This is a genomic window from Variovorax raffinosi, from assembly GCF_051216615.1.
Taxonomy (GTDB): Bacteria; Pseudomonadota; Gammaproteobacteria; order Burkholderiales; family Burkholderiaceae_C; genus Variovorax.
On the sequence record NZ_JBPJZR010000012.1, the window covers coordinates 173795 to 193627 of the forward strand.

Consider the following 19833-nt stretch of genomic DNA (forward strand, 5'->3'; position numbering starts at 1 on the left):
TTGACTGCGCGCCATCCGCCATGAAATTCTTCGCCAACGCCTACGTTTCTCGCCGCCAGCTTCTTCTTGGTGCCTCAACCGTCCTGGCCGCTCCTGCCGTGGCCGCTGCAGAGGATGCGTGGCCGCGCCAGGCGATCCGCCTCGTGGTTCCCTTTTCACCGGGCGGCGGCACGGACATCGTGGCGCGGATGATCGGCGAAACCTTGTCGCAGCGGCTGGGGCAGCCCGTCGTCATCGACAACAGGCCCGGCGCGTCCACGGTCATCGGCACCGACATCGTGGCGCGGGCCAGGCCCGACGGCTACACCCTGCTGCTGTCGGGTTCCACCAGCTACAGCGTGAACCCGGCGCTGCGTGCCACGAGTTCCTACAACCCGTCGCGCGACCTCGTGCCCATCGCCATCGTTGCGCACGTGCCGCTGGTGCTGGTCGTGGGCAGTGCGACGACGTGGCGCTCGCTGCCCGAACTGATCGCCGAAGCCAGGGCCAGGCCCGGCCGCATCCGCTACGCCACCTTCGGCAACGCCTCGGGCCCGCATTTCACGGGCGAGCTGTTCGCGCTGGCGGCGGGCATCGCGCTGCAGGACATTCCGTACAGGGGCAGCAACCAGGGACTGATCGCGGTGATCGGCAGGGAAGTCGATCTGGGCATCGACACCGTGGCCTCCGTCGCGCCGCTTGTGCGCTCAGGCAAGCTGAGGGCGCTCGGCATTGTGGGCGCCGCGCGCTCCGGCCTGCTGCCTGGCGTGCGGACGCTGGCGGAGCAGGGGCTGCCCGAAGCCAGCTTCGACGCCTGGTACGGCTTTGCCGCGCCGGCACACACGCCGGTGCCCGTGCTCGCCAGATTGACGCGCGCCATCACCGCGACGATGTGCGACCCCGCGCTGCAGGCGCAATTGCGCGCGCAGGGCATGGAGCCGGTGGCCATCGGCGCGGCGGGATTTCGCCGCCAGATCGACAGCGAGATTCCGCGCTACCGTGCGCTGGCCCACCGCGCGGGCATCGTCACCGAATAGGTCGGTTGGCCGCCTCAGGCCACTTCAGGCCGCAGGGGCGCTGACGAAATCGCGCAGCGCGAACAGCACTTCGTCGGGCGCTTCGCTCATCAGCGCATGCCCGGCATGCACCGTCACCACCTTGCCGCGCCGTGCCTTGCCGGCCAGCGCCTTGATGGCGCGCGGCGGCGTCATCTGGTCGGCGTCGCCCAGCAGGAACAGCACCGGGCATTGCACCGCTTCCATCGCGGCGTCGCCGTTGGCGTAGTCGTTGCAGGCCTTGAAGCCGATGTGGAACACGTTGTGCTCGCGGTTGCTCGCCAGCACGCGGCGCATCAGCGCGCGCGAGCTGCCGTAGAGCCAGGTGCCGGGGCCCAGCGATGAGGGCGGCGGTGCCATCAGCGAATGCGAGAAGGTGTTGACCATCGCGATGGCGCGTTGCGGATCGCTGACCGAGCTTTCGAGCAGCGCGGGCGACACCACCATCGGATAGGCCGTGCCGACCATCGCCAGGTGCGTCACGCGTTGCGGCGCGCGGGCGGCGGCTTCGAGCGCGATCAGCGAGCCGAAGCTGTGGCCGATCAGCGCCGCCTTGTCGACGCCGGCCGCATCGAGCAGGGCGATGACGAACTGCGCCGCTTCTTCCACGCTCGCGGGTGGCGGGCCATCGCTCTTGCAATGGCCGGGCAGGTCGACCGCCAGCACGTTCCAGCCGTGGTTGGCGAACCAGCGGCTTTGCAGGATCCACACGCTGTGGTCATTGAGCACGCCGTGGATGAAAACGACCGTGGGCTTGGCCGCGTCGAAGGGCTTGCCGGCGGTGTAGCAGTAGGTGTTGTGGCCGTTGACGGTGTAGTTCATTTCAGGCCCCCGCCTTTTCCGCCGCCTTCAGCGCCCGCTTCAGGTCGTCGATCAGATCGGCCGGATCTTCGAGGCCGATCGACAGGCGGATCGTGCCTTGCGAAATGCCCGCCCCCGCCAACGCCTCGTCGGTCATGCGGAAGTGCGTGGTGCTGGCCGGGTGGATCACCAGGCTGCGGCAGTCGCCCACGTTCGCCAGGTGGCTGAAGAGCTTCAGCGCCTCGATGAAGGCCTTGCCCTGCGCGCGGCTGCCCTTGATGTCGAAGCTGAACACCGCGCCGGCACCACGCGCGCCGTGGCGCAACAGCTTCTGCGCGAGCGCATGGCTCGGATGCGATTCGATCAGCGGATGTCCCACGCGCGACACGAACGGATGCGTGGCCAGGAATTCGACCACCTTCTGCGTGTTGCCGATGTGCCGCTCCATGCGCAGCGGCAGCGTCTCGATGCCCTGCAGGATCAGCCATGCCGTGTGTGGGCTCATCGAGGCGCCGAAGTCGCGCAGTCCTTCGCGGCGGGCGCGCAGCAGGAAGGCGCCGACGGTGCTTTCCTCGCTGAAGACCATGTTGTGGAAGCCGTCGTAGGCCTGCGTCAGCTCGGCGAATTTGCCGGACTTTTCCCAGTCGAAGCTGCCGCCGTCGACCACCACGCCGCCGATCACCGTACCGTGGCCCGACAGGAACTTGGTCGCCGAGTGATAGACCAGGTCGGCACCCCAGTCGAAGGGCTTGATCAGGTAGGGCGAGGTGAGCGTCGAGTCGACCAGCAGCGGCACGCCGGCCTCGTGGGCGATGTCGCTCACGGCCGGGATGTCGAGCACGTCGAGCCCGGGGTTGCCCACGGTCTCGCCGAAGAAGAGCTTGGTTTCGGGCCGCACCGCCGCGCGCCAGCCGTCGAGGTCGCCGGGCTTCACGAAGGTGGTCTCGATGCCGAAGCGCCGCATCGTGTAGTGCAGCAGGTTCTGCGAGCCACCGTACAGCGCCGTGCTGGCCACGATGTGCGAGCCCGCGCCCATCAGCGTGGCCACCGACAGGTGCAGCGCCGCCTGTCCGCTGGCGGTGGCAATGGCGCCGATGCCGCCTTCGAGCGCCGACACGCGCTGCTCCAGCACCGCGTTGGTCGGGTTGCTGATGCGCGAATACACATGGCCCGCGCGTTCCAGGTTGAAGAGCGCCGCCGCGTGGTCGCTGGACTCGAAGACGAAGGAGGTGGTCAGGTGGATCGGCACCGCCCGCGCGCCGGTGGCGGGGTCGGGCGAGGCGCCGGCGTGCAGCGCAAGGGTGTCGAAACCGGGGTCGGAATAACCGGGCATTTGGGCCTTTCTGTTGTCTCTCGCAATGCCCCGTTACGCCTGCAAAAGCATGCGTGCGCGACAGGGGCGTTCAGGTCGGCGTCGATTGTGGGCTATATTCAAAAACGGCACGCCGCCGAGATAGAGTCCCGAGAGGAGCACACGATGAAAGTCAGCGACATCCTTCGCGTCAAGGGCAACACGCTCTTCACCATCACACCCGACGACCAGCTGGCACAAGCCGCCACCACCATGGCGGAGAAAGACATCGGCTCGCTCGTCGTCATGGAACACGGCGATCTGGTCGGCATGCTCACCTTCCGCGAGGTGATCGTGGCCATCGTCAACAACGGCGGGCAGGTCGGCACCACGCTCGTGCGCAAGGCCATGGACGACGCCCCCGTCACCTGCACGCTCGAGACCGACCTCGACGAAATCCGCCGCATCATGCTGGAGCGCCATGCGCGCTACATGCCCGTGATGGACAAGCGCATGCTGATGGGCGTGATCAGCTTCTACGACGTGGCCAAGGCCGTGGTGGACAGCCAGAACTTCGAGAACAAGATGCTCAAGGCCTACATCCGCGACTGGCCAGCGGAAGACGAGAGCAAGACCGGCTGATCCCGGCCCCGCCGTCGTTGTTCATTCAGGGCAGCCGCGCGATCTGCGTGCGCAGCAGCGCGTAGAAGCCCTCGGCATCGGCCTCGCTGATCCACAGCGTGTTGGGCGTGCGGCGGTTGTAGCCGCGAAAGTCGACCACCGTCGCGCCGGTCGTGAACTCGCCCTTCGTTTCCACATCCACGCTCACCTTCGCGCCCTTGAACAGTTCGGGCTGCAGCAGGTAGGCGATGACGCAGGGGTCGTAGATCGGCCCGACCGCCACGCCCCGGCGGCGCAGGCCGTAGGCCATCATCGAATCGAAGATGTCCGCCACCACCTTGCCGGCGTTGTTGCCCATGGCGCGGAAGGGCCCGATGCGCTCGGGCGTCAGCAGCACGCGACGCGCCGCGTCGTGCGACAGGGCCGTCACCGGCACGCCGCTGCGGAACACGATCGATGCCGCCTCGGGGTCAGCGTAGATGTTGAAGGTGGCCGCCGGCGTGATGTTGCCGCCCACGCCCCATGAGCCGTCCATCACCACGATCTCGGCAATGGCGGGCTTGATGTCGGGCGCCGCATTGAGCGCGGCTGCGAAGTTGGTGAGCGGCGCCAGGCCGACCAGCGTGATGCTCTTCGGCGCGGCGGCGCGCAGCGTTTCGATCAGGTACTGCACCGCATGCGTCGGCATGAGCGGGCCGCGCGGCGCGTGCAGCGTGGGGCCTTCCATGCCGGTCTTGCCATGCACGTCATCGGCAAAGATCGGCTCGCGCACCAGCGGGCGCGGGTAGCCCGCGTACACCGGAATGTCGGGCCGATTGGCCCAGTCGCGCACGATGCGCGTGTTTTTCTCGGTCACGCTGAGCGGCAGGTTGCCCACGCTTACCGTCAGCGCCTTGATGTCGAGCCTGTCGGTTGCGGCCATGGCCATCAGCAGCGCGATGGCGTCGTCCTGGCCGGGGTCGGTGTCGATGATGACCCTGCGCTTGCCCGGTTCGGCGCGTGGCAGTTGCGTGGCCGGCGTGCCGGCCATGGCCTGTGCCAGCGCGGCCGGGGAGCTGGCCTGCGCGAAGGCCATGCCCGCCAGGCTGGCGGCGGCGGAGGCGACGAGCGCGCGGCGGGACAGCAACAGGGTCTTCATGGCGCACTCACTCCTTGATGTTGGCGGTCTGCACGATCTTCTGGTTGCGCGCGTACTCGGCCTGCACGAATTTTCCGAACGACTCTGCCGTGCCGCTGCCCGGCAGCGCGCCTTGTTCCATCAGCTTGCTGCGCACGCCTTCTTCCTGCAGCACCGCGTTGAGTTCGTGGTTGATCTGCGCGACCACGGCCGGCGGCGTCTTCGCGGGCGCGAAGATGCCGGTCCAGCTCACCATGTCGAAGCCCTTGAGGCCGGGCATTTCGTCGAAGGTGGGCACGTTGGGCAGCGCGGCCAGTCGCTTGCTGCTGGTGATGCCCAGCGCCTTCAGCCGCTTGCCGTTCACATGCGGAATGGCGCTGGTGCTGACCAGCATCGCCAGGTCGACCTGGTCGCCGATCACGTCGGTGGCGATCTGCGCGCCGCCGCGGTAGGGCACATGCGTCACGAAGATGCCGCTGCGTTCCTTCAGCAACTCCATGGCGAGCTGCAGCACGGTGCCCACGCCGGAGGTCGCGTAGTTGTATCGGCCGGGCTTGGCTTTCGCGAGCTTCACGAAGTCGGTGAAGGTCTGGGCTTCGAGGCCGGGCCGCGCGACCAGCACCATCGGCGCGGTGTTGAGCAGGCCGACCGGTGCCAGGTCTTTCAGCGGATCGAAGCGAAAGGCGGTCGGGTTGACCAGCTTGCCGATGGCAATGGCGCTGTCGGGGCCCACCACCAGCGTGTAGCCGTCGGGCGTGGCGTTCACGGCCTTGGCCACGCCGATGGCACCGCCCGCGCCGCTCACGTTCTCGATCACCACCGATTGCTTGAGCCGCTCGCCGAGCCGCTGGGCGACGAGCCGGGCGTTCACGTCCACGCTGCCGCCGGCGGTGTAGGGAACGATCAGCGTGATGGGCTTGGCGGCGGGCCATGCCTGCGCGAGCGCAGCGGTGGGCAGTGCTGCGCAGAGCGCGGCGGCGAGGAGCAGGCGGCGGGGCGTATTCATGGCGTGGGCAATCAAAGAGGAGAGGAAGTGGGTTCTGTGTCGAGGCGGGCGCGCAGCGTGTCGAACGCCTCGCTCCACTGCGTGCGCCACGTGCGGCGCTGCGTGTCGTCGATCCACGCGCCATCGAGGCCGTTGTGCATGAAGCCGCGCAGGTCGTCGAGGTTGAAGCCGAAGTCGCGCACCATCATCAGCCAGGCCTGCGTGGGCGTGACCTTGTGCAGTGTCGGATCGTCGGTGTTGGGGTGGATGCGCAGGCCCAGGCCGGGCATCTTGCGGATCGGATGGTCGAGCGCCCAGCGCTCGGGCGGCAGCGTGCGCAGGTAATAGGAGTTGGTGGGCACCACCGTGAAGATCACGCCGCGCTCGGCGCACTGGCGCGCGAAGTCGGGCTGGTCGACCACCGTGTAGCCGTGGTCGATGCGGTCCACCTGCAGCACGTCGAGCGCGGTGCGCACGTTGGTCCAGGGCATGCCGAACTCGCCGGCATGCGCAGTGGTCTTGAGGCCGGCTTTCTTCGCATCGGCATAGGCCTGCGCGAAAAGCTCGGGCGGCCGGTCGTTCTCGCGGTAGTCGATGCCGATGCCGATCACTTCGTCGCAGCGGTGGGCCTTGACCCACTCGACCATTTCCACGGCCGCCTCGGCGCTGGCTTCGCGGTCGATGGCGGCGATGAGCCGGCCCGTGATGCCGAACTCCTGCTGCGCATCGTGGATCGCGCGGACGATGGCGCTTTGGGCCATGGCGTAGGGAATGCCGGAGCCGTGCACCGTGCCGGTCGGGTTCCAGAAGAACTCGGCGTAGCGCACGTTGTGCGAGGCCGCGTCCTGCAGGTATTCGAGCGTGAGCTGGTAGAGATCGCCGGCGCCGCGCACCAGTTGCGCGTCGAGCGCACGCAGCACGCGCAGCACGCCCACCGGCTTTTCTCCGCGCGTGTAGAAGCTTTCGATCTCATCGGCGGCCAGCGGCGCGCCGGCGCGCAGGTTGAGCTGCTTGAAGGTCTCGTGGCGCACGGTGCCGAACAGATGGCAATGCAGCTCGGCCTTGGGAATCGCACGGAGCATGGATTCCAGCGTGAGAGGTGCAGAGGTGGGGGCGGTGCTGCTGGTCATGCTGACCAGTCTAGGGAGGGATGCGCCATAAGGAAAATTTTGAATTTCTATAATTTGATTCACTGAATCAATAACCGGACTCGACAACCGGAACGACGCCCATGGCCACCTTGCCCCTGCGTGCGCTCACGCTGCGCCAGTTGCAGTTCTTCTCGGTGCTGGTCGAGGAAGGCCAGTTCGGGCGCGCCGCGCGGCGACTGGCGATCACCCAACCCGCCCTGAGCAATGCCATCAAGCAGATGGAAAAGCTGCTCGGCGCCGAGCTGCTGACCCGCTCCACCCACCGGCTCGAACTCACGCCCGTGGGCGCCGAAGTGCTGGCGCGCACCGACTTTCTCGTCAACACCTTCGAGGTGGCGCTGCGCGACATCGAGAGCACGGTGCAGCGCGGGCGGGCCTTCGTGCGCATCGGCGTGATTCCCTCGGCCAGCGCCCGCGTCGCGGCTGCGGCCAGTGAATTCCTGAAAGGCGGCCAGCGCGACGTGGAACTGGCCTGGCGCGATGCGCCCTCGACCACGCTGCTGGCCGAGCTGCGCAGCGGCCAGCTCGACATGGCGGTGGCGGCCATCACCGAGCCGCCGGGCGGGCTGACCTGCATCGACCTGTTTCGCGACCCGCTGGTGCTGGTGGTGCGGCGCGACCACGCACTGGCCGCCGCAGGCGACGCGAACTGGGAAGCCATCGGCAAGGAGCGGCTGGTGTTGTTCGAAAGCGGCAGCATGCCGGCGCTGGGCAATCCGGCGCGCGCCCAGTTCGCACAGGGCGCGGAGCCCTACCGCGTGAGCTATTCCGAAACCCTCTATGCACTGGTGCGCAGCGGGCAGGCGCTCGGGTTGATGCCGCGCCTGTACACCTCGTCGTTGCGCGACGACCCCGAACTGGTGGTCGTGCCGCTGCTGAAGCCGCTTGTCGAGCGCCGCGTGGTGCTGGCCTACCTGCCGGGGCCGATGCGCAACGTGGTGGCGCAGGAGCTGATCGCCTTCTTGCGTGAGCGGCTGCCGCAGGCCGGCGAGGTGACCGTGCGGCGCATGACCAAGGGCACGCGGGCGAAGCGATAGGCCGCCTCGGACGGTTCAGGTCATCTGCACCTCCTGCCTGAATCTCTCCAGCGTCCAGCCGTTGCCGAGCAGAAACATCCGCGTGTGAAGTTCGCCGAGCGTGGCATCGTCGATCTCGGTCCCGAGGTAAGTCAGGCGCTTGTTGCGCAGGTCGACGAACCCTGCCTCGTGGTTGCGGGCAAGGCGCTGCCAAAGCGCATTGGCACCCGGTGATTGCCGCGCGCCGCTCATCAGGCAGATGCCGCTGCCGAGCGCCCAGCGATACACCGCCGTGGCGAGCCCGCGCCGCCGATAGGCCGGGTCGTACTGGGAGTGCGGTGCCCTGACGTGGCGGTCGGCCCTGCGGCCCAGCTCGATCAGCCGGTTGAACACGGTGTAGCCGACGAGGCGTTCGTGGCGAACGTCTTCGATGTAGACATAGAGCTCGCCATCCGCTTCGCGGTAGCGGGCGCGCAGGTCGGGGTCGTCCTGTGTCGGCAGGTGCAGCGGCTGCAGGCGATCTTCCAGCGCGCGCATGCGTTCGTGGACGGGCGTCAGCGGCTCGCTCGGCCTGCCTTTGCCGGGATCGACGTCGATGCGCAGCTCGGCCGGCTGCATGGTCCGGGAGGGGCGCGAAGCGAAGAGGGGCAATGCAAATGCCATGCTGCCCTCACTGCTTCAAGGCCGGCGGCAACGCACCCTGCGTTGCCGGTTCCGCATTGGCGGGCAATGAGATGCCGCTGCCGCGCGGCACGACCAGCACATCGCTTGCGGACCACTTCAGCACGCGCTGTGCCACGCTGCCGAACACGAAGTCGGCGATGGCCGAGTGCCCGTGCTTGCCGACCACCAGAAGCTCCGCTTTCGAGTACTGCTGCTGGACGGCCGCCTGCCGTGCCGGGTCGCCCTGGCCGATCGCGGAGACGACGCGGTTGCGCCGCGCCGTCGACGAGTCGGACAGCGACAGCATCCTCTCGCGCGCATGCCGTGCGCAGGCGTGGCGCAGCGACTTGATGGTGTAGTCGGACACGTCCGCGTAGCGCAGCTTGCCCTCGTGCAGGGTGTTGAGTGCGTGAAAGAGCTCGACCTCGGCGGTGCTGTCGAAGGCCCAGGCCAGCTCGACCAGATGCCTCGATGCATCCGTGAGGTCGACCGCCACCAGAATCCGCTGGTAGCGCGTGGCCGCATCGAGGCGCGCGACCAGGACCGGCTTGCGCACGGCGCGCAGCAATCGCTCCACGGGCTGTCCGTGAAAGACGGCGAGCGTGCAAGGGTCGCGCGCGTCGCCGACCACCAGCAGGTCGGACCAGCGTGCCTCCTGCGCGATGGCTTCGAGGCGGCCGCTCAGGTCGTCAATCTTCTTGACGAGGATGCCGAAGCCTTCGGCCATCTCGATGGCCAGGCCGGCCAGATGGCGCGCGGCATGCGCGCCCGTTTCGGTCGCACCGGCGAATGCCATGGGCGCGTACATGATTTTCAGCAGCGCGCCGTGCGCCGCGGCAATCGATGCCGCGCGGAGAACCGTGCGATGGCCCCGCGCGGACAGGTCGGTGATCGCGAGGATGGATTGGATATGCATGCTTCTGTTCCTTCCGCAGGAGAAAGCAGGCCGCGCGGCCACAGCGGTGCTGCGGCGGCGAGCCGGAAGATCGGAGGGCGAGAGCGCGACCGTGCTGTGCGCGAACGCAACCCGTCGCGAGGGGCGGGCGGGTGCTACCGAGCGGGGCTGTGGTGGCCCGGCGGTCGGTGGATGGCGCTGTAGAAGGGGAGGCTGACCGCCGGGCTCAGGGATGTGCGAGGGTCAGCTCTGACCCTGCCATCACCGCCGCATGTGCGACCGCGCGCGATTCGCTCCACGCCGGCGACTCGAGGTCGACCGGAGAGCGGTTCTTGCTGCGGATGAAAGCCTTGCGTTGCATGGGGCCCGAGTGTAGGAAGGCCTGCGCCTGTCTGCAATCAAAGGCCCCGCACCCTCTGCCAGATTGCGAGGTTGAATGAAAGGGGCCGTGGCCTCAGTGCAGCTCGGCCGCGGCGTAGATGGTCTCGCGCACCCGCGGATAGATCTGCGCGTTCCACTTGCTGCCGCTGAACACGCCGTAATGGCCCACGCCGGCCTGCAGGTGATGGGTCTTGAGGTAAGGCCGGATGCCCGTGCAAAGGTCCTGCGCCGCCACCGTCTGGCCGACCGCGCAGATGTCGTCGCGCTCGCCCTCCACCGTCAGCAGCGCGGTGCGGCGGATGGCTGCAGGGTTCACCGTGCGGTCGCCCACGGTGAGCACGCCGCGCGGCAGGTCATAGGTCTGGAACACGCGCTCGACGGTCTCCAGGTAGAACTCGGCCGGCAGGTCGTTCACCGCAAGGTACTCGTCGTAGAAGGTGCCGATGGTGCGGGCCTTCTCGATGTCGCCTTCGACGAGGTGGGTGAACATGTCCTGAAACTGCTTCTTGTGGCGCTCGGGGTTCATGCTCATGAAGGCCGAGAGCTGCAGGAAGCCGGGGTACACGCGCCGCATCACGCCCGCATGCGGCCACGGCACATGGCTGATGAGGTTGCGGCGGAACCATTCGATGGGCTTGCTGGTGGCCAGCGTGTTCACGCCGGTCGGGTTGATGCGGCAATCGACCGGCCCGGCCATCAGCGTGAGGCTGCGCGGCGTTGCGGGGTTGTCGTCTTCCGCCATGAGGGCGGTGGCGGCGAGCGCGGCCACGCAGGGCTGGCACACCGCGACCATGTGCCCGCCCGGGCCGATGGCTTCGAGAAAGCGGATGAGCTGCAGCGTGTAGTCATCGAGGCTGAAGCCGCCATGCCACAGCGGCACGTCGCGCGCGTTGTGCCAGTCGGTCAGGTACACGTCGTGGTCGCGCAGCAGGGTGCGCACGGTTTCGCGCAGCAAGGTCGCGAAATGGCCCGAGAGTGGTGCAACCAGCAGCACAGGCGGGTGCACGGCCTTGATGTCCTTGCGGAAATGCAACAGCGTTCCGAAAGGCGAGATGAGGGTTTTCTCTTCGTGGACAGCCACTTGCGCGCCGTCGACCGTCACGGTGTCGATGCCGTAGGGCGGCCTCGAATGGGTCAGCCGCATGCGCGAGAACACCTCGAACTGGGCGGCCATGCGCCGCATGATGGTGCGCTCGGTGCCGTCCTGCCAGAGTGCCTTGCCCAGGTACTGCGCCGTGAGCCGCGAGGGCGAGAGAAGGTCGGCTTGGTTCTGATAGGCCCGGTACAGCATGCAAGGGGTGCAGGCAAGTTGCGGGCCAGCCGGGTGGCATGGCGCTTGCACGCAGCCTTGCATCGTCAAGGAGCGTCCGATGGCCAAACCCGTTCTCACCATCAGCAGCAAGAACTACGGCGCGTGGGCGCTGCGCGGCTGGCTGATGTGCAGGCTGGCCGGCCTGGACTTCAGCGAGAAGATCATCCCGCCCGACGATCCGGCCATGAAGGCCGAGATGCTGCTGCTGTCGTCGTCGATGCTGGTGCCCTCGCTGCAGCACGGCAGCGTGAAGGTGTGGGACACGCTGGCCATCGGCGAGTACCTCAACGAGATCAAGCCCAAGGCCGGCTTGCTGCCGGCCGACATTGCGGCCCGCGCTCATTGCCGCGCGATCTGCGGCGAGATGCACTCGGGCTTTGGTTCGATGCGCGGTGCGCTGCCGATGAACATCAAGGCGCATTTCAAGAGCTTCAAGGTGTGGTCGCGGGCGCAGGCCGACATCGACCGCATCGTCGCGATCTGGCGCGAATGCCTCAAGGCCTATGGAGGGCCTTTCCTGTTCGGCAAGCAGCCGGGCATGGCCGACGCGATGTACGCGCCGGTGGTCACGCGTTTCCTGAGCTACGACGTGGCGCTCGACAGCGTGTGCGCCGCGTATTGCAAGCGCGTGATGGAACTGCCGGCCATGCAGGAGTGGGTGGAGGCTGCGAAGCGGGAACCCGAAGAGATCGACGAACTCGACGCGGAGTTCTAGAAGGCCTTCTCAAGAGTCCTAAAGCCTCAGGCAGGCGGTGGCCCGAAGCCGGCCTGCTGGAGCTTGCGCTCGATGCCCTGCGCCGCCCGCTGCATGTCGGCCAGATGCGCCGCCACGATCTCGCGTTCGCTCTTCACGGCTGGTAGCCATGCGCAACTGAGACAACCCACGACGAGGTCGCCAAGACGCACCGGCACCGAGACCGCGCCGAAGCGGTCGGGTGAGTCCATGCGCGTCGAGGTCGGATCGCGCGCGACGTACCCGAGGTCGCGCGCATGCGCCACCATGCGGCGGACGTTCTCCGGCCGCCGTGCGTTGCGGTCGAAGTCGTTCGGCGAACGCGCCAGCGCCGACAGTATCTTTCGCCGCTCGTCTTCGGGGCAGAACGCCAGGTAGCAACGCCCCAGCGACGACAGCAGCATCGGCGGGCGAAAGCCCAGCACCCGGTAGTTGACCGCCAGGCCGTTGCGAGGCCGGTCGGTATCGAGGATCAGCATGGCCGTGCCGTCCCGCACGCCCAGGTCGATGGGCCACGGCACCACGCGCTGCAGCGTGGCGCGCGACTGCGCGGCGAGCGCTGAAAGGCGCGTGCGCCATGCCACGGCTGGCCCCGATTCTCCCGTTGCCGAAGTGGGCACATAGCGCTTGTCGATTTCGCTGCGCTCGGTCCATCCGGCCTGCTGCAGTGTCTTGAGGATGCGCAGCAGCGTGGCTTTCGACAGCCCGGTCTGCCGGTGCAGCTCGGAGAGCGTGACGGCCGACGAACGCTGGATCGCCAGCATCACGTCGAGCCCGCGACGCAGCGCATCGATGGACTTGACGCTCTGTGCACCGGTGATGTCTGACATGCCGTCTCCAGAAAAATGGTTCACCTGGTGAAACTATATCTTCTGCCTTCAAAGCCGCGTTCCTACAGTGCGTCGACCCACCACAGTCGTTCCCACAGAAGGAGACAACATGAAGTTAACCCGTCGAAACGCGGTTTGTGCCGCTGCTGGAGCCGGTCTTTCGTTGCTGCTTGCCGGCACCGCCATCGCCCAGCCCTGGCCGGCCAAGCCCATCACCATCGTCGTGGCCTATCCGGCGGGCGGCGACACCGATGCCATTGCGCGCACCTATGCCGAGAAGCTCTCGCAGCGTGTCGGCCAGCCCGTGCTGATCGACAACCGGCCCGGTGCGAGCGGCATGATCGGCAACGTCTGGGTCGCCAAGGCACCGGCGGACGGCTACACGCTGCTGTTCACGCCCAGCACCTTCCCCATTGCGCAGCACGTGCTGCGCGTGGGCAGCGGCGTGGCGCACGACGTGGTGAAAGACTTCACGCCCATCGTGAAGACCGGCAACATCCCGCTGCTGCTCGTCACCGCGCCGTCGACCGGCATCAAGAGCGTGGCGCAACTGATCGCCGACGCAAAGGCCGGCAAGGTGCTGACCTACGGCACGCCAGGCGCGGGCTCGCCGATGCACATCGCGGGTGAGCTGCTGAACAAAGATGGCGGCGTCGCGATCACGCACGCGCCGTACCGCGGCGTGGCACCGGTCGTCAACGACGCGCTGGGCGGGCACGTCAGCGTGGGATGGATCACGCCGGGCGCCGTGGCGGGCCAGATCGCCACCGGCAAGCTCGTGCCGCTCGCCGTCGCGGAACGGCAGCGAACGAAGCTGATGCCCACCGTGCCCACGCTCATCGAGCTGGGCTACAAGGACGTGGACGTGAGCGCATGGATGGGGCTGCTCGGCCCCAAGGGCATGCAGCCCGAGGTCGTGCAGCTGCTGAACCGGCACTTCAACGACATCCTGCGGATGCCCGACGTGCAGGCCAAGATGGCCGCGCTCGGCATCGAGCCCGTCGGCGGTGCGCCGTCGGTGTTGGCGCAGCAGATCGTGGACGACGACCAGCGCTTCGGCAAGCTGGTGCGCGAGTTCGGCATCCGTGCCGATTGAAGGGAGACCACGCATGCTGAGCGAAGAAAAGAACCGCCTGCTGACCGAAGTGGGCCCCGGCAAGCCGATGGGCGACTACCTGCGCCGCTACTGGCACCCGATCGCGGGCGCGAGCGAGTTCGACGACAAGGCGGTCAAGCCGTTGCGAATCCTGGGCGAAGACCTCGTGCTCTACAAGGACCTGAGCGGCAACTACGGCCTGGTCGATCGGCGCTGCCCGCACCGCAATGCCGACATGTCCTACGGCTATGTCGAGCAGTGCGGCCTGCGCTGCAGCTACCACGGCTGGCAGTACGACCAGAGCGGGCAATGCATTCACCAGCCCTTCGAGGAAACGCTGGACCCCGATGCGCGCATGCGCAAGAACACGAAGATCAAGGCCTACCCGGTGCAGGAGAAGGCCGGGCTGCTGTGGGCCTACATGGGCCCGCAACCCGCGCCGCTGCTGCCCGACTGGGAGCTGTTCAATGTCAGGAATGGCTTTGCGCAGGCCGTGTTCGCGCAGATCCCGTGCAACTGGTTCCAGTGCCAGGAAAACTCCATCGACCCGGTGCACTTCGAGTGGACGCACAACAACTGGACCACGCGCCTCCAGGGCGAAGAAGGCCCCTACGTGCCCACGCACCTCAAGCTCGCCTTCGAAGAGTTCGAGCACGGCTTCGTCTACAAGCGGCTGCGCGGCGGCGAGCGCGAAGACAACGTGATGTGGACCACCGGCCGCGTCACGCTGTGGCCCAACGGCTTCTTCCTCGGCCATCACTTCGAATGGCGCGTGCCCATCGACGACCACCACACGCTGAGCGTGCTGTGGGTGCTCAGCCGCGTACCGACCGAGCAGGAGCCGTATGTGCAGCCGCGCATTCCCTCGTGGTACGGCCCCATCAAGGACCCGGTCACCGGCCGCTGGATCACCAGCCACGTGGCCAACCAGGACTTCGTGGTCTGGGTCGGGCAGGGCACGGTGACCGACCGCACGCGCGAGAAGCTGGGCCAGAGCGACAAGGGCGTGGTGATGATGCGCCGTCGTTTCTTCGAGGAACTCGAGGCGCTGCAGGCCGACCCGGCGCACGAGCCCAAGGGGCTGATTCGCGATCCGGAAAAGAACCGCGACGTGCATCTGCCATCGGCCTGCCGCGACGAGATGCTCCACGGCCTGCCGCGCGCGGAACTGGCTGCGCATCCGCTGCTCGGTCCCTACCTGAAGGACTTCTTCGGCCAGGCCGGGCAGCCCGACGATGTGCGCGCAGCCTACGAAGAGGCGATCGGCCAGAAGGTCGAGGGCGCGCGATTCTTCAAGGTGCACGGCGCGCCGGCCGGGGAAGAGCAGCAGACGGGCTAGTTAGTGCCGGAACATCCGCAGGTCGAGCACGCTTTCATTGCCCAGCCACATCGCATGGGTGGTGTGGTCGGCAAAGTCGTCGCCCGTCACGCCGTGCACGAAGACGTCGAGGCCGTCGCGGTTGGCTTCAAGCCAGCCGATGACCTGGTCGAACTCGGCGGCATCGAAGGCCAGTTGGCAGCTCCAGTGCGGATGCGGCCCCACGAGCCGTTCGTGCACGCGGCCCACGACCACCATCAGTTCATGGCCCGCCCGCTCGCAGAGCGCGCGGGCCTGCGCCAGCGTGGCGGGGGCGAAGTAGACGTGGGCGTGGTATTGGGCGTAGAGGTTTTCAGGGCGGCGCGGCATGGTGCGCTCATTGTGGCCCCAAGCGCGCCAATCGGAATCGCCCGCTGTAGCGGAAGACATCGCCGAACCAGCGATGGCGCAGCAGCATCTTCATCGTGAAGTGGTCGGGGTCGGACGGATCGGGCCGTTCCTCGACGTAGGCCGTGCCCAGTAGCAGGCCCAACGGCAGCGGAATGCGCAGGCCGGCGATGCGCCAGATGTAGCCCAGGTCGCGGAACACCAGCGCGCCTTCTTCGGCGCTCACCGCCAGCCGCATGCCGATGCCGAAGCGCACGTACTCGATCACCTCGCTGCCCTGCGCGGGCGTGTGCTCCATGTGCGAGCGGAAGTGGAAGTCCGGGCGGCCCTTGAAGTGGAAGACGCGGTCCCAGTACAGGTGGGGGTTGTCGGGGTGGCAGCGGTAGTGCACTTCGATCGGCACGTCGGTGCCGGTGTGCGGCACCAGCGCGCCGAAGATGCGGCCGAACGGCATCAGCAGCGCGGCCCAGGGTGCGTGATGGACTTCGCTCATCGTGCCGCGAACGCACACATGGTCGTCGGAGAAGGGCGCCATCGTGTAGTGGCGCCGGATCACGTCGCCGAGCTGGTCCCATCCCGGGCCCAGCGCCTGCTGGAAGACGGGTTGCGTGTTGTTGTTGTTCTTCGTCATCATCCTGCGGCTGCCATGGTGCTTTCGCTGCGCGCCTTGTAGAAGCGCAGGATGTGTTCCGCGCCGTCACCCAGCAGGAACTGCAGGACCGGGTCGGCATACCAGTTGAAGCGCGTGCTCACCCGCCATGAGACGTCGATGCGCAGCTCGGTGCCGCCGTTGCGTGGTGTCAGCGTGTAGGTGGAGTCGCGCAGGTCGAAGTACTGGCCGCCGATCATCACGTGATCGTCGAGCGCGCCGGCGGGGAAGGAATCAGGCGTGAAGCGGTAGCGCCACTTCAGCACGCGGCCGGGCTGCCAGTCGGTGATGAGTTCGTCGAAGTGCACGTTCTTTTGCCACTGCACCTGACGCACGCGGCCTTCGGGCGTATCGACGGTCACGCCGGACACCGGCATCGGCACGCCGATGCGGTAGGCCCAGGCATCGCCGACTTCGCTCGGGCGGATGTCGCGTGCATCGTTCAACTCGTGCCACACGCGCTCGGCGGGCGCGGCGATGAAGAGCGTGCGCGAGGTGTAGGAAAACTGGTCGGGGTCGGGCAGTTGCGGCTCGATGGCGCCGAGTATCAGCGGCAGCATCGCGAAGCTGTACAGCGCGGGCTTGGGCCAGTTGGTGATGCGGCACACGATGCCCATTGCAAGGCCGCCGACGCTGCCCATGATGGCGAACAGCGGGATGATGACGATCGCGCAGATCAGGCCTTCGATGAAGATCGCGAGGGTGCCGGTGACGAACAGCGCCGTGGAGACCCAGGGCGCCCAGAGGTAGTAGCCCCAACTGCGCCGTTCGATGCGCTCGGCCATGTAGACCGTGACCGCGCCGCAAAGCGAGGGCACGAAATAGACGAAGGCGCCGAGCATGGGCGAGAAGCGATGGCCCGGTCCGCCGCTGAAGGCGATGCGCAACAGCAATGCCACCGCTGCGCCGGCCAGCAGGGGCCAGAACCAGGCGAAGGGCATGCGGCGGCGGGGTTCGTCGGTCGGCTCACTGTCATCGGGTGTGGCGGGCGCGAGTTCGGACAGGCGGGTGTCTTCGTGTTCTGTGCTCATGGGCTTTTGTGCTCCTTTGTCGTCTGTTTTGTTGCGTTGTGTTTGACGGTTGTTGTTCAGGGCGACGCTCCCGCCGACACGGTGCTCTTTTTCGCGAATGTCCCCCGCTTCGCTCCTCCTTTATTTCGCGAAAAAGAGCCCCGTATCGGCGCGAGCGTTGGACAGAGCGGTTGTTGATCGGCTGCACGCCAGCAGCGCGTCCATGTGCGAATGACACCAGGTGCTCCCCGCAGCGAAATAAAGGAGGAGCGAAGCGGGGGACATTCGCGGAGGGGAGCACCTGGTGTCATTCGCACAAGCCTTGAACGACAGCACCAAAGACTCACGCGCTGCGAGTAGCAGTCACCATCCCGTAGTCGAAGTCGCGCCAGAACATGCCCAGCGCCAGCGCGCAGTAACTCGCCACGATGTGCTTGCGGCGCCAGGGGCTCAGCTGGCCGCGCGCCTTCCAGAGTTCGGCCAACGTGAAGCGCGTGGCCAGCACGGGAATGTGCAACGCACTGGGCGCGATGCGCCAGCGCAGCGACTTGAACTGGATGTCCTCGAAGCCGTTGTTGCGCAAGGCTGCAGTGAAGTCTTCACGCACGGCCAGCGTCGGCACGGCCCAGCTGTCGGCCCACAGGCGATGCAGCCAGCCGGCGACGCGGCCGGGCTTCTTGCGCAGCAGGAAACCGTCGATCACCACCAGCCGCGCGCCGGGCTTCAGCAGGCGCGCGGCCTCGCGCACGAAGTCGACCTTGGCGGTGCCCTCGGCGTAGCAGGCGCTTTCGAGGGCCCAGGCGCCATCGGCCTGCGCGGCGGGCAGGCCGGTGCGCGTGTAGTCGGCCTCGATGTGCGCGACGCGATCGGCCACGCCGGCCCTGGCGTCGAGCCGTGCGGCGATGCCGTTCTGCACCGGCACGTTGGTCACGGTGACCGCGTAGAGCGAAGCGTCGTCGCCGACCAGCGTGCGCGCGGTGGCGCCGGCGCCGCAGCCCAGGTCGAGCACGCATCGGCGCTGCGAATGGCTTGCCGGTTCATCGAGCCTGAGCGCCCGTCCGACCATGCGGTTCATCTCCACCAGCATGCCTTCGCGCCGCAGCGGGTTGAGGCCCAGGCGCCAGAAGCCGAAGTGCATGTTGTAGCTCGGGCTCCAGGCGCTGTAGTCGACGGCGACCTCGGTGAAGTAGTCCTGCGTGTCTTCGCGTGTGATCGACGAAGTGGCCGACGAGGCCATCGCGGGCCGTGCTGCTTCGGACGTGCCGGGCATGCGGAAGTCGGGCTGGAAGACGTTGGGCATCGAGGCTCCTTCGGACGTTGGTTTCTTGTGATTCCCTGGGGGCGTGACAGCGTGATTCGTTCGTTCGCTTTTCAGATGCGGCAGTTGCTGTCATCTGCGCAGGTGGCCGGCGCGATGGCGCCACGCCCCACGAGCCGTGCGACGAGCCAGCGCGGCAACCGGTAGCGGTTGCGCGCGAGCCCGGCATAGGCGCGGTCGGCCAATGCGCCGACGAGCGGCAGGTCGAGCAGGAAGCCGCCGGCCGGCAGGCCCACCGCTGTGCGGCAGGCGCGAATGGCACCGACGCCGGACAGCACGCGGCCGCTGGCATCGACTGCATGCATCGCCGTCATCAGCGCTTCACGCGAGGCCGGGCCCCCGGAGAAATCGGCGGGCGAGCAATCGATGAGATCGAGCCGGCCGGCCGCATCGCGTGCCTTCATGGCACCCATTTCGGCCACGCAGAGCGGGCAGGTCGCGTCGAAGTAGACGGTGAGCGGGTACGTTGTGAGGGCGGCGCTGGACATGATGTTCTTTGTTCTCGATATTTCAGTTGAAACAGAAATTGATAGGCAAAAAAAGAGAACTCAGATCATCGGCAGGCTGGCGTGGTGCGCGTCCGGGTCTTCGCCCTTGCCACCCTTGTCCGTGGGTGCCGCATCGCCGCGCACGAACTTCTGCACGCTGGCACCCAGCGTCAGCACCTTGTCGAGCGTGCCGGGCGACAGCCGCAGCATCTCGTCGGCCCAGGTCGCGAGCTTGTCCATGAGTTCCATGGTGGAGCGGATGCGGTCCTGCGCGTCGGCCGGTTCCTTCTGGAAGTCGGGGCTGGTGACCAGCTCGCGCAGCATGCGGACCGTGGGGTCGAACTCGCGTTCCTTGCGCTCGCGCACGACCGTGCGGAACAGCTCCCACACGTCGACGCTGGTCTCGAAATAGTCGCGACGGTCGCCCATGATGTGGGTGATGCGCACGAGGTTCCAGGCCTGCAGCTCTTTCAGGCTGTTGCTGACGTTGGAGCGCGCAACGCCCAGCGTGTCGGACAGCTCTTCGGCATGCATCGGCTTGCCGTGGGCGAAGAGCAGGGCGTGGATCTGCGAGACGGTACGGTTGACGCCCCACATGGACCCCATTTCGCCCCAGTGCAGGACGAACTTGCGTTGAATGTCGGTGAGTTCCATGGCCGCGAGTTTAGGATTTCCTATATTTCTGTCAATAGAGAAATGTAAAAACGCAGTGGTGTTGGTGAATCGGTGGAATACTG

General features: G+C 67.2%; 22 protein-coding genes. 6 read left to right on the forward strand and 16 right to left on the reverse strand.

Annotated elements, in window-relative coordinates:
- Positions 1-20 precede the first annotated feature (20 nt).
- Positions 21-1016, forward strand: coding sequence for a Bug family tripartite tricarboxylate transporter substrate binding protein (locus ACSFB7_RS29565; RefSeq protein ID WP_435475890.1), 996 nt, complete (start codon positions 21-23; stop codon positions 1014-1016).
- A 24-nt stretch (positions 1017-1040) separates the two neighbouring features.
- Here ACSFB7_RS29565 and ACSFB7_RS29570 read toward each other — a convergent pair whose 3' ends face one another.
- Both ACSFB7_RS29570 and ACSFB7_RS29575 read right to left on the reverse strand, forming a co-directional pair.
- Positions 1041-1856, reverse strand: coding sequence for an alpha/beta fold hydrolase (locus tag ACSFB7_RS29570; RefSeq protein ID WP_435475891.1), 816 nt, complete (start codon positions 1854-1856; stop codon positions 1041-1043).
- Position 1857: 1 nt separating this feature from the next.
- Positions 1858-3168, reverse strand: a complete 1311-nt coding sequence (locus tag ACSFB7_RS29575) for an O-acetylhomoserine aminocarboxypropyltransferase (protein ID WP_435475892.1) — start codon at positions 3166-3168, stop codon at positions 1858-1860.
- A 144-nt stretch (positions 3169-3312) separates the two neighbouring features.
- Here ACSFB7_RS29575 and ACSFB7_RS29580 point away from each other — a divergent pair, with 144 nt between their 5' ends.
- Positions 3313-3768 carry a CBS domain-containing protein gene (locus ACSFB7_RS29580; RefSeq protein WP_435475893.1) on the forward strand — a complete coding sequence of 152 codons (456 nt, stop codon included), beginning with the start codon at positions 3313-3315 and terminating at the stop codon, positions 3766-3768.
- A gap of 25 nt (positions 3769-3793) precedes the next feature.
- Here the strand turns inward: ACSFB7_RS29580 and ACSFB7_RS29585 are convergent, their stop codons facing one another.
- The 3 genes from ACSFB7_RS29585 to ACSFB7_RS29595 all read right to left on the reverse strand — a co-directional run bounded on the left by ACSFB7_RS29585 (position 3794) and on the right by ACSFB7_RS29595 (position 6979).
- The gene (locus ACSFB7_RS29585; RefSeq protein ID WP_435475968.1) at positions 3794-4777 is read right to left on the reverse strand and encodes a nucleoside hydrolase; all 984 of its coding nucleotides are present in this window, start codon (positions 4775-4777) and stop codon (positions 3794-3796) included.
- A gap of 115 nt (positions 4778-4892) precedes the next feature.
- Positions 4893-5870 (reverse strand): Bug family tripartite tricarboxylate transporter substrate binding protein, encoded by a 978-nt coding sequence (locus ACSFB7_RS29590; protein ID WP_435475894.1) that lies wholly within the window; start codon positions 5868-5870, stop codon positions 4893-4895.
- A gap of 11 nt (positions 5871-5881) precedes the next feature.
- A complete protein-coding gene (locus tag ACSFB7_RS29595) occupies positions 5882-6979 on the reverse strand; it encodes an adenosine deaminase family protein (RefSeq protein WP_435475895.1) in 1098 nt (365 codons plus the stop codon).
- 101 nt (positions 6980-7080) lie between these two features.
- On the opposite strand from ACSFB7_RS29595, the gene ACSFB7_RS29600 reads away from it, so the two are divergent.
- Entirely contained in the window at positions 7081-8037 is a 957-nt protein-coding gene (locus ACSFB7_RS29600) for a LysR family transcriptional regulator (protein ID WP_435475896.1), read from the forward strand.
- Positions 8038-8052: 15 nt separating this feature from the next.
- Here ACSFB7_RS29600 and ACSFB7_RS29605 read toward each other — a convergent pair whose 3' ends face one another.
- From ACSFB7_RS29605 to ACSFB7_RS29620, 4 genes are all read right to left on the reverse strand, one after another.
- Positions 8053-8679 (reverse strand): N-acetyltransferase, encoded by a 627-nt coding sequence (locus ACSFB7_RS29605; protein ID WP_435475897.1) that lies wholly within the window; start codon positions 8677-8679, stop codon positions 8053-8055.
- Positions 8680-8686: 7 nt separating this feature from the next.
- Positions 8687-9595: a universal stress protein gene (locus tag ACSFB7_RS29610; protein WP_435475898.1), complete on the reverse strand. Its 909-nt coding sequence runs from the start codon at positions 9593-9595 to the stop codon at positions 8687-8689.
- 205 nt (positions 9596-9800) lie between these two features.
- Entirely contained in the window at positions 9801-9935 is a 135-nt protein-coding gene (locus ACSFB7_RS29615) for a hypothetical protein (RefSeq protein WP_435475899.1), read from the reverse strand.
- A 93-nt stretch (positions 9936-10028) separates the two neighbouring features.
- Positions 10029-11246 carry a polyhydroxyalkanoate depolymerase gene (locus ACSFB7_RS29620; protein ID WP_435475900.1) on the reverse strand — a complete coding sequence of 406 codons (1218 nt, stop codon included), beginning with the start codon at positions 11244-11246 and terminating at the stop codon, positions 10029-10031.
- A gap of 79 nt (positions 11247-11325) precedes the next feature.
- Here ACSFB7_RS29620 and ACSFB7_RS29625 point away from each other — a divergent pair, with 79 nt between their 5' ends.
- Positions 11326-11982 carry a glutathione S-transferase gene (locus tag ACSFB7_RS29625; protein ID WP_435475901.1) on the forward strand — a complete coding sequence of 219 codons (657 nt, stop codon included), beginning with the start codon at positions 11326-11328 and terminating at the stop codon, positions 11980-11982.
- Positions 11983-12008: 26 nt separating this feature from the next.
- Here ACSFB7_RS29625 and ACSFB7_RS29630 read toward each other — a convergent pair whose 3' ends face one another.
- Positions 12009-12830, reverse strand: a complete 822-nt coding sequence (locus tag ACSFB7_RS29630) for a helix-turn-helix domain-containing protein (RefSeq protein WP_435475902.1) — start codon at positions 12828-12830, stop codon at positions 12009-12011.
- A gap of 109 nt (positions 12831-12939) precedes the next feature.
- Between ACSFB7_RS29630 and ACSFB7_RS29635 the strand changes: the two genes are divergently transcribed.
- A complete protein-coding gene (locus ACSFB7_RS29635) occupies positions 12940-13926 on the forward strand; it encodes a Bug family tripartite tricarboxylate transporter substrate binding protein (RefSeq protein ID WP_435475903.1) in 987 nt (328 codons plus the stop codon).
- Positions 13927-13939: 13 nt separating this feature from the next.
- On the forward strand, positions 13940-15265 hold the full coding sequence (locus ACSFB7_RS29640; protein WP_435475904.1) for a Rieske 2Fe-2S domain-containing protein: 1326 nt from the start codon (positions 13940-13942) through the stop codon (positions 15263-15265).
- On the opposite strand, the gene ACSFB7_RS29645 is transcribed toward ACSFB7_RS29640, so the two are convergent.
- From ACSFB7_RS29645 to ACSFB7_RS29670, 6 genes are all read right to left on the reverse strand, one after another.
- Positions 15266-15613 carry a DOPA 4,5-dioxygenase family protein gene (locus ACSFB7_RS29645; protein WP_435475905.1) on the reverse strand — a complete coding sequence of 116 codons (348 nt, stop codon included), beginning with the start codon at positions 15611-15613 and terminating at the stop codon, positions 15266-15268.
- 7 nt (positions 15614-15620) lie between these two features.
- Positions 15621-16262, reverse strand: a complete 642-nt coding sequence (locus ACSFB7_RS29650) for a DUF4166 domain-containing protein (RefSeq protein ID WP_435475906.1) — start codon at positions 16260-16262, stop codon at positions 15621-15623.
- Positions 16262-17311, reverse strand: a complete 1050-nt coding sequence (locus tag ACSFB7_RS29655) for an SRPBCC domain-containing protein (RefSeq protein WP_435475907.1) — start codon at positions 17309-17311, stop codon at positions 16262-16264. Before ACSFB7_RS29655 ends, ACSFB7_RS29650 begins: the two co-directional genes overlap by 1 nt.
- A 322-nt stretch (positions 17312-17633) precedes the next feature.
- Positions 17634-18590 (reverse strand): SAM-dependent methyltransferase, encoded by a 957-nt coding sequence (locus ACSFB7_RS29660; RefSeq protein WP_435475908.1) that lies wholly within the window; start codon positions 18588-18590, stop codon positions 17634-17636.
- Positions 18591-18661: 71 nt separating this feature from the next.
- On the reverse strand, positions 18662-19096 hold the full coding sequence (locus ACSFB7_RS29665) for a thiol-disulfide oxidoreductase DCC family protein (protein WP_435475909.1): 435 nt from the start codon (positions 19094-19096) through the stop codon (positions 18662-18664).
- 60 nt (positions 19097-19156) lie between these two features.
- Positions 19157-19750, reverse strand: a complete 594-nt coding sequence (locus tag ACSFB7_RS29670) for a GbsR/MarR family transcriptional regulator (protein ID WP_435475910.1) — start codon at positions 19748-19750, stop codon at positions 19157-19159.
- Positions 19751-19833 lie beyond the last annotated feature (83 nt).

Coding starts and splice junctions, on each gene's coding strand:
- ACSFB7_RS29565 (WP_435475890.1), top strand. CDS start 21: ATGAAATTCTTCGCCAACGCCTACGTTTCTCGCCGCCAGCTTCTTCTT.
- ACSFB7_RS29570 (WP_435475891.1), bottom strand. CDS start 1,856: ATGAACTACACCGTCAACGGCCACAACACCTACTGCTACACCGCCGGC.
- ACSFB7_RS29575 (WP_435475892.1), bottom strand. CDS start 3,168: ATGCCCGGTTATTCCGACCCCGGTTTCGACACCCTTGCGCTGCACGCC.
- ACSFB7_RS29580 (WP_435475893.1), top strand. CDS start 3,313: ATGAAAGTCAGCGACATCCTTCGCGTCAAGGGCAACACGCTCTTCACC.
- ACSFB7_RS29585 (WP_435475968.1), bottom strand. CDS start 4,777: ATGGCCGGCACGCCGGCCACGCAACTGCCACGCGCCGAACCGGGCAAG.
- ACSFB7_RS29590 (WP_435475894.1), bottom strand. CDS start 5,870: ATGAATACGCCCCGCCGCCTGCTCCTCGCCGCCGCGCTCTGCGCAGCA.
- ACSFB7_RS29595 (WP_435475895.1), bottom strand. CDS start 6,979: ATGACCAGCAGCACCGCCCCCACCTCTGCACCTCTCACGCTGGAATCC.
- ACSFB7_RS29600 (WP_435475896.1), top strand. CDS start 7,081: ATGGCCACCTTGCCCCTGCGTGCGCTCACGCTGCGCCAGTTGCAGTTC.
- ACSFB7_RS29605 (WP_435475897.1), bottom strand. CDS start 8,679: ATGGCATTTGCATTGCCCCTCTTCGCTTCGCGCCCCTCCCGGACCATG.
- ACSFB7_RS29610 (WP_435475898.1), bottom strand. CDS start 9,595: ATGCATATCCAATCCATCCTCGCGATCACCGACCTGTCCGCGCGGGGC.
- ACSFB7_RS29615 (WP_435475899.1), bottom strand. CDS start 9,935: ATGCAACGCAAGGCTTTCATCCGCAGCAAGAACCGCTCTCCGGTCGAC.
- ACSFB7_RS29620 (WP_435475900.1), bottom strand. CDS start 11,246: ATGCTGTACCGGGCCTATCAGAACCAAGCCGACCTTCTCTCGCCCTCG.
- ACSFB7_RS29625 (WP_435475901.1), top strand. CDS start 11,326: ATGGCCAAACCCGTTCTCACCATCAGCAGCAAGAACTACGGCGCGTGG.
- ACSFB7_RS29630 (WP_435475902.1), bottom strand. CDS start 12,830: ATGTCAGACATCACCGGTGCACAGAGCGTCAAGTCCATCGATGCGCTG.
- ACSFB7_RS29635 (WP_435475903.1), top strand. CDS start 12,940: ATGAAGTTAACCCGTCGAAACGCGGTTTGTGCCGCTGCTGGAGCCGGT.
- ACSFB7_RS29640 (WP_435475904.1), top strand. CDS start 13,940: ATGCTGAGCGAAGAAAAGAACCGCCTGCTGACCGAAGTGGGCCCCGGC.
- ACSFB7_RS29645 (WP_435475905.1), bottom strand. CDS start 15,613: ATGCCGCGCCGCCCTGAAAACCTCTACGCCCAATACCACGCCCACGTC.
- ACSFB7_RS29650 (WP_435475906.1), bottom strand. CDS start 16,262: ATGACGAAGAACAACAACAACACGCAACCCGTCTTCCAGCAGGCGCTG.
- ACSFB7_RS29655 (WP_435475907.1), bottom strand. CDS start 17,311: ATGAGCACAGAACACGAAGACACCCGCCTGTCCGAACTCGCGCCCGCC.
- ACSFB7_RS29660 (WP_435475908.1), bottom strand. CDS start 18,590: ATGCCCAACGTCTTCCAGCCCGACTTCCGCATGCCCGGCACGTCCGAA.
- ACSFB7_RS29665 (WP_435475909.1), bottom strand. CDS start 19,096: ATGTCCAGCGCCGCCCTCACAACGTACCCGCTCACCGTCTACTTCGAC.
- ACSFB7_RS29670 (WP_435475910.1), bottom strand. CDS start 19,750: ATGGAACTCACCGACATTCAACGCAAGTTCGTCCTGCACTGGGGCGAA.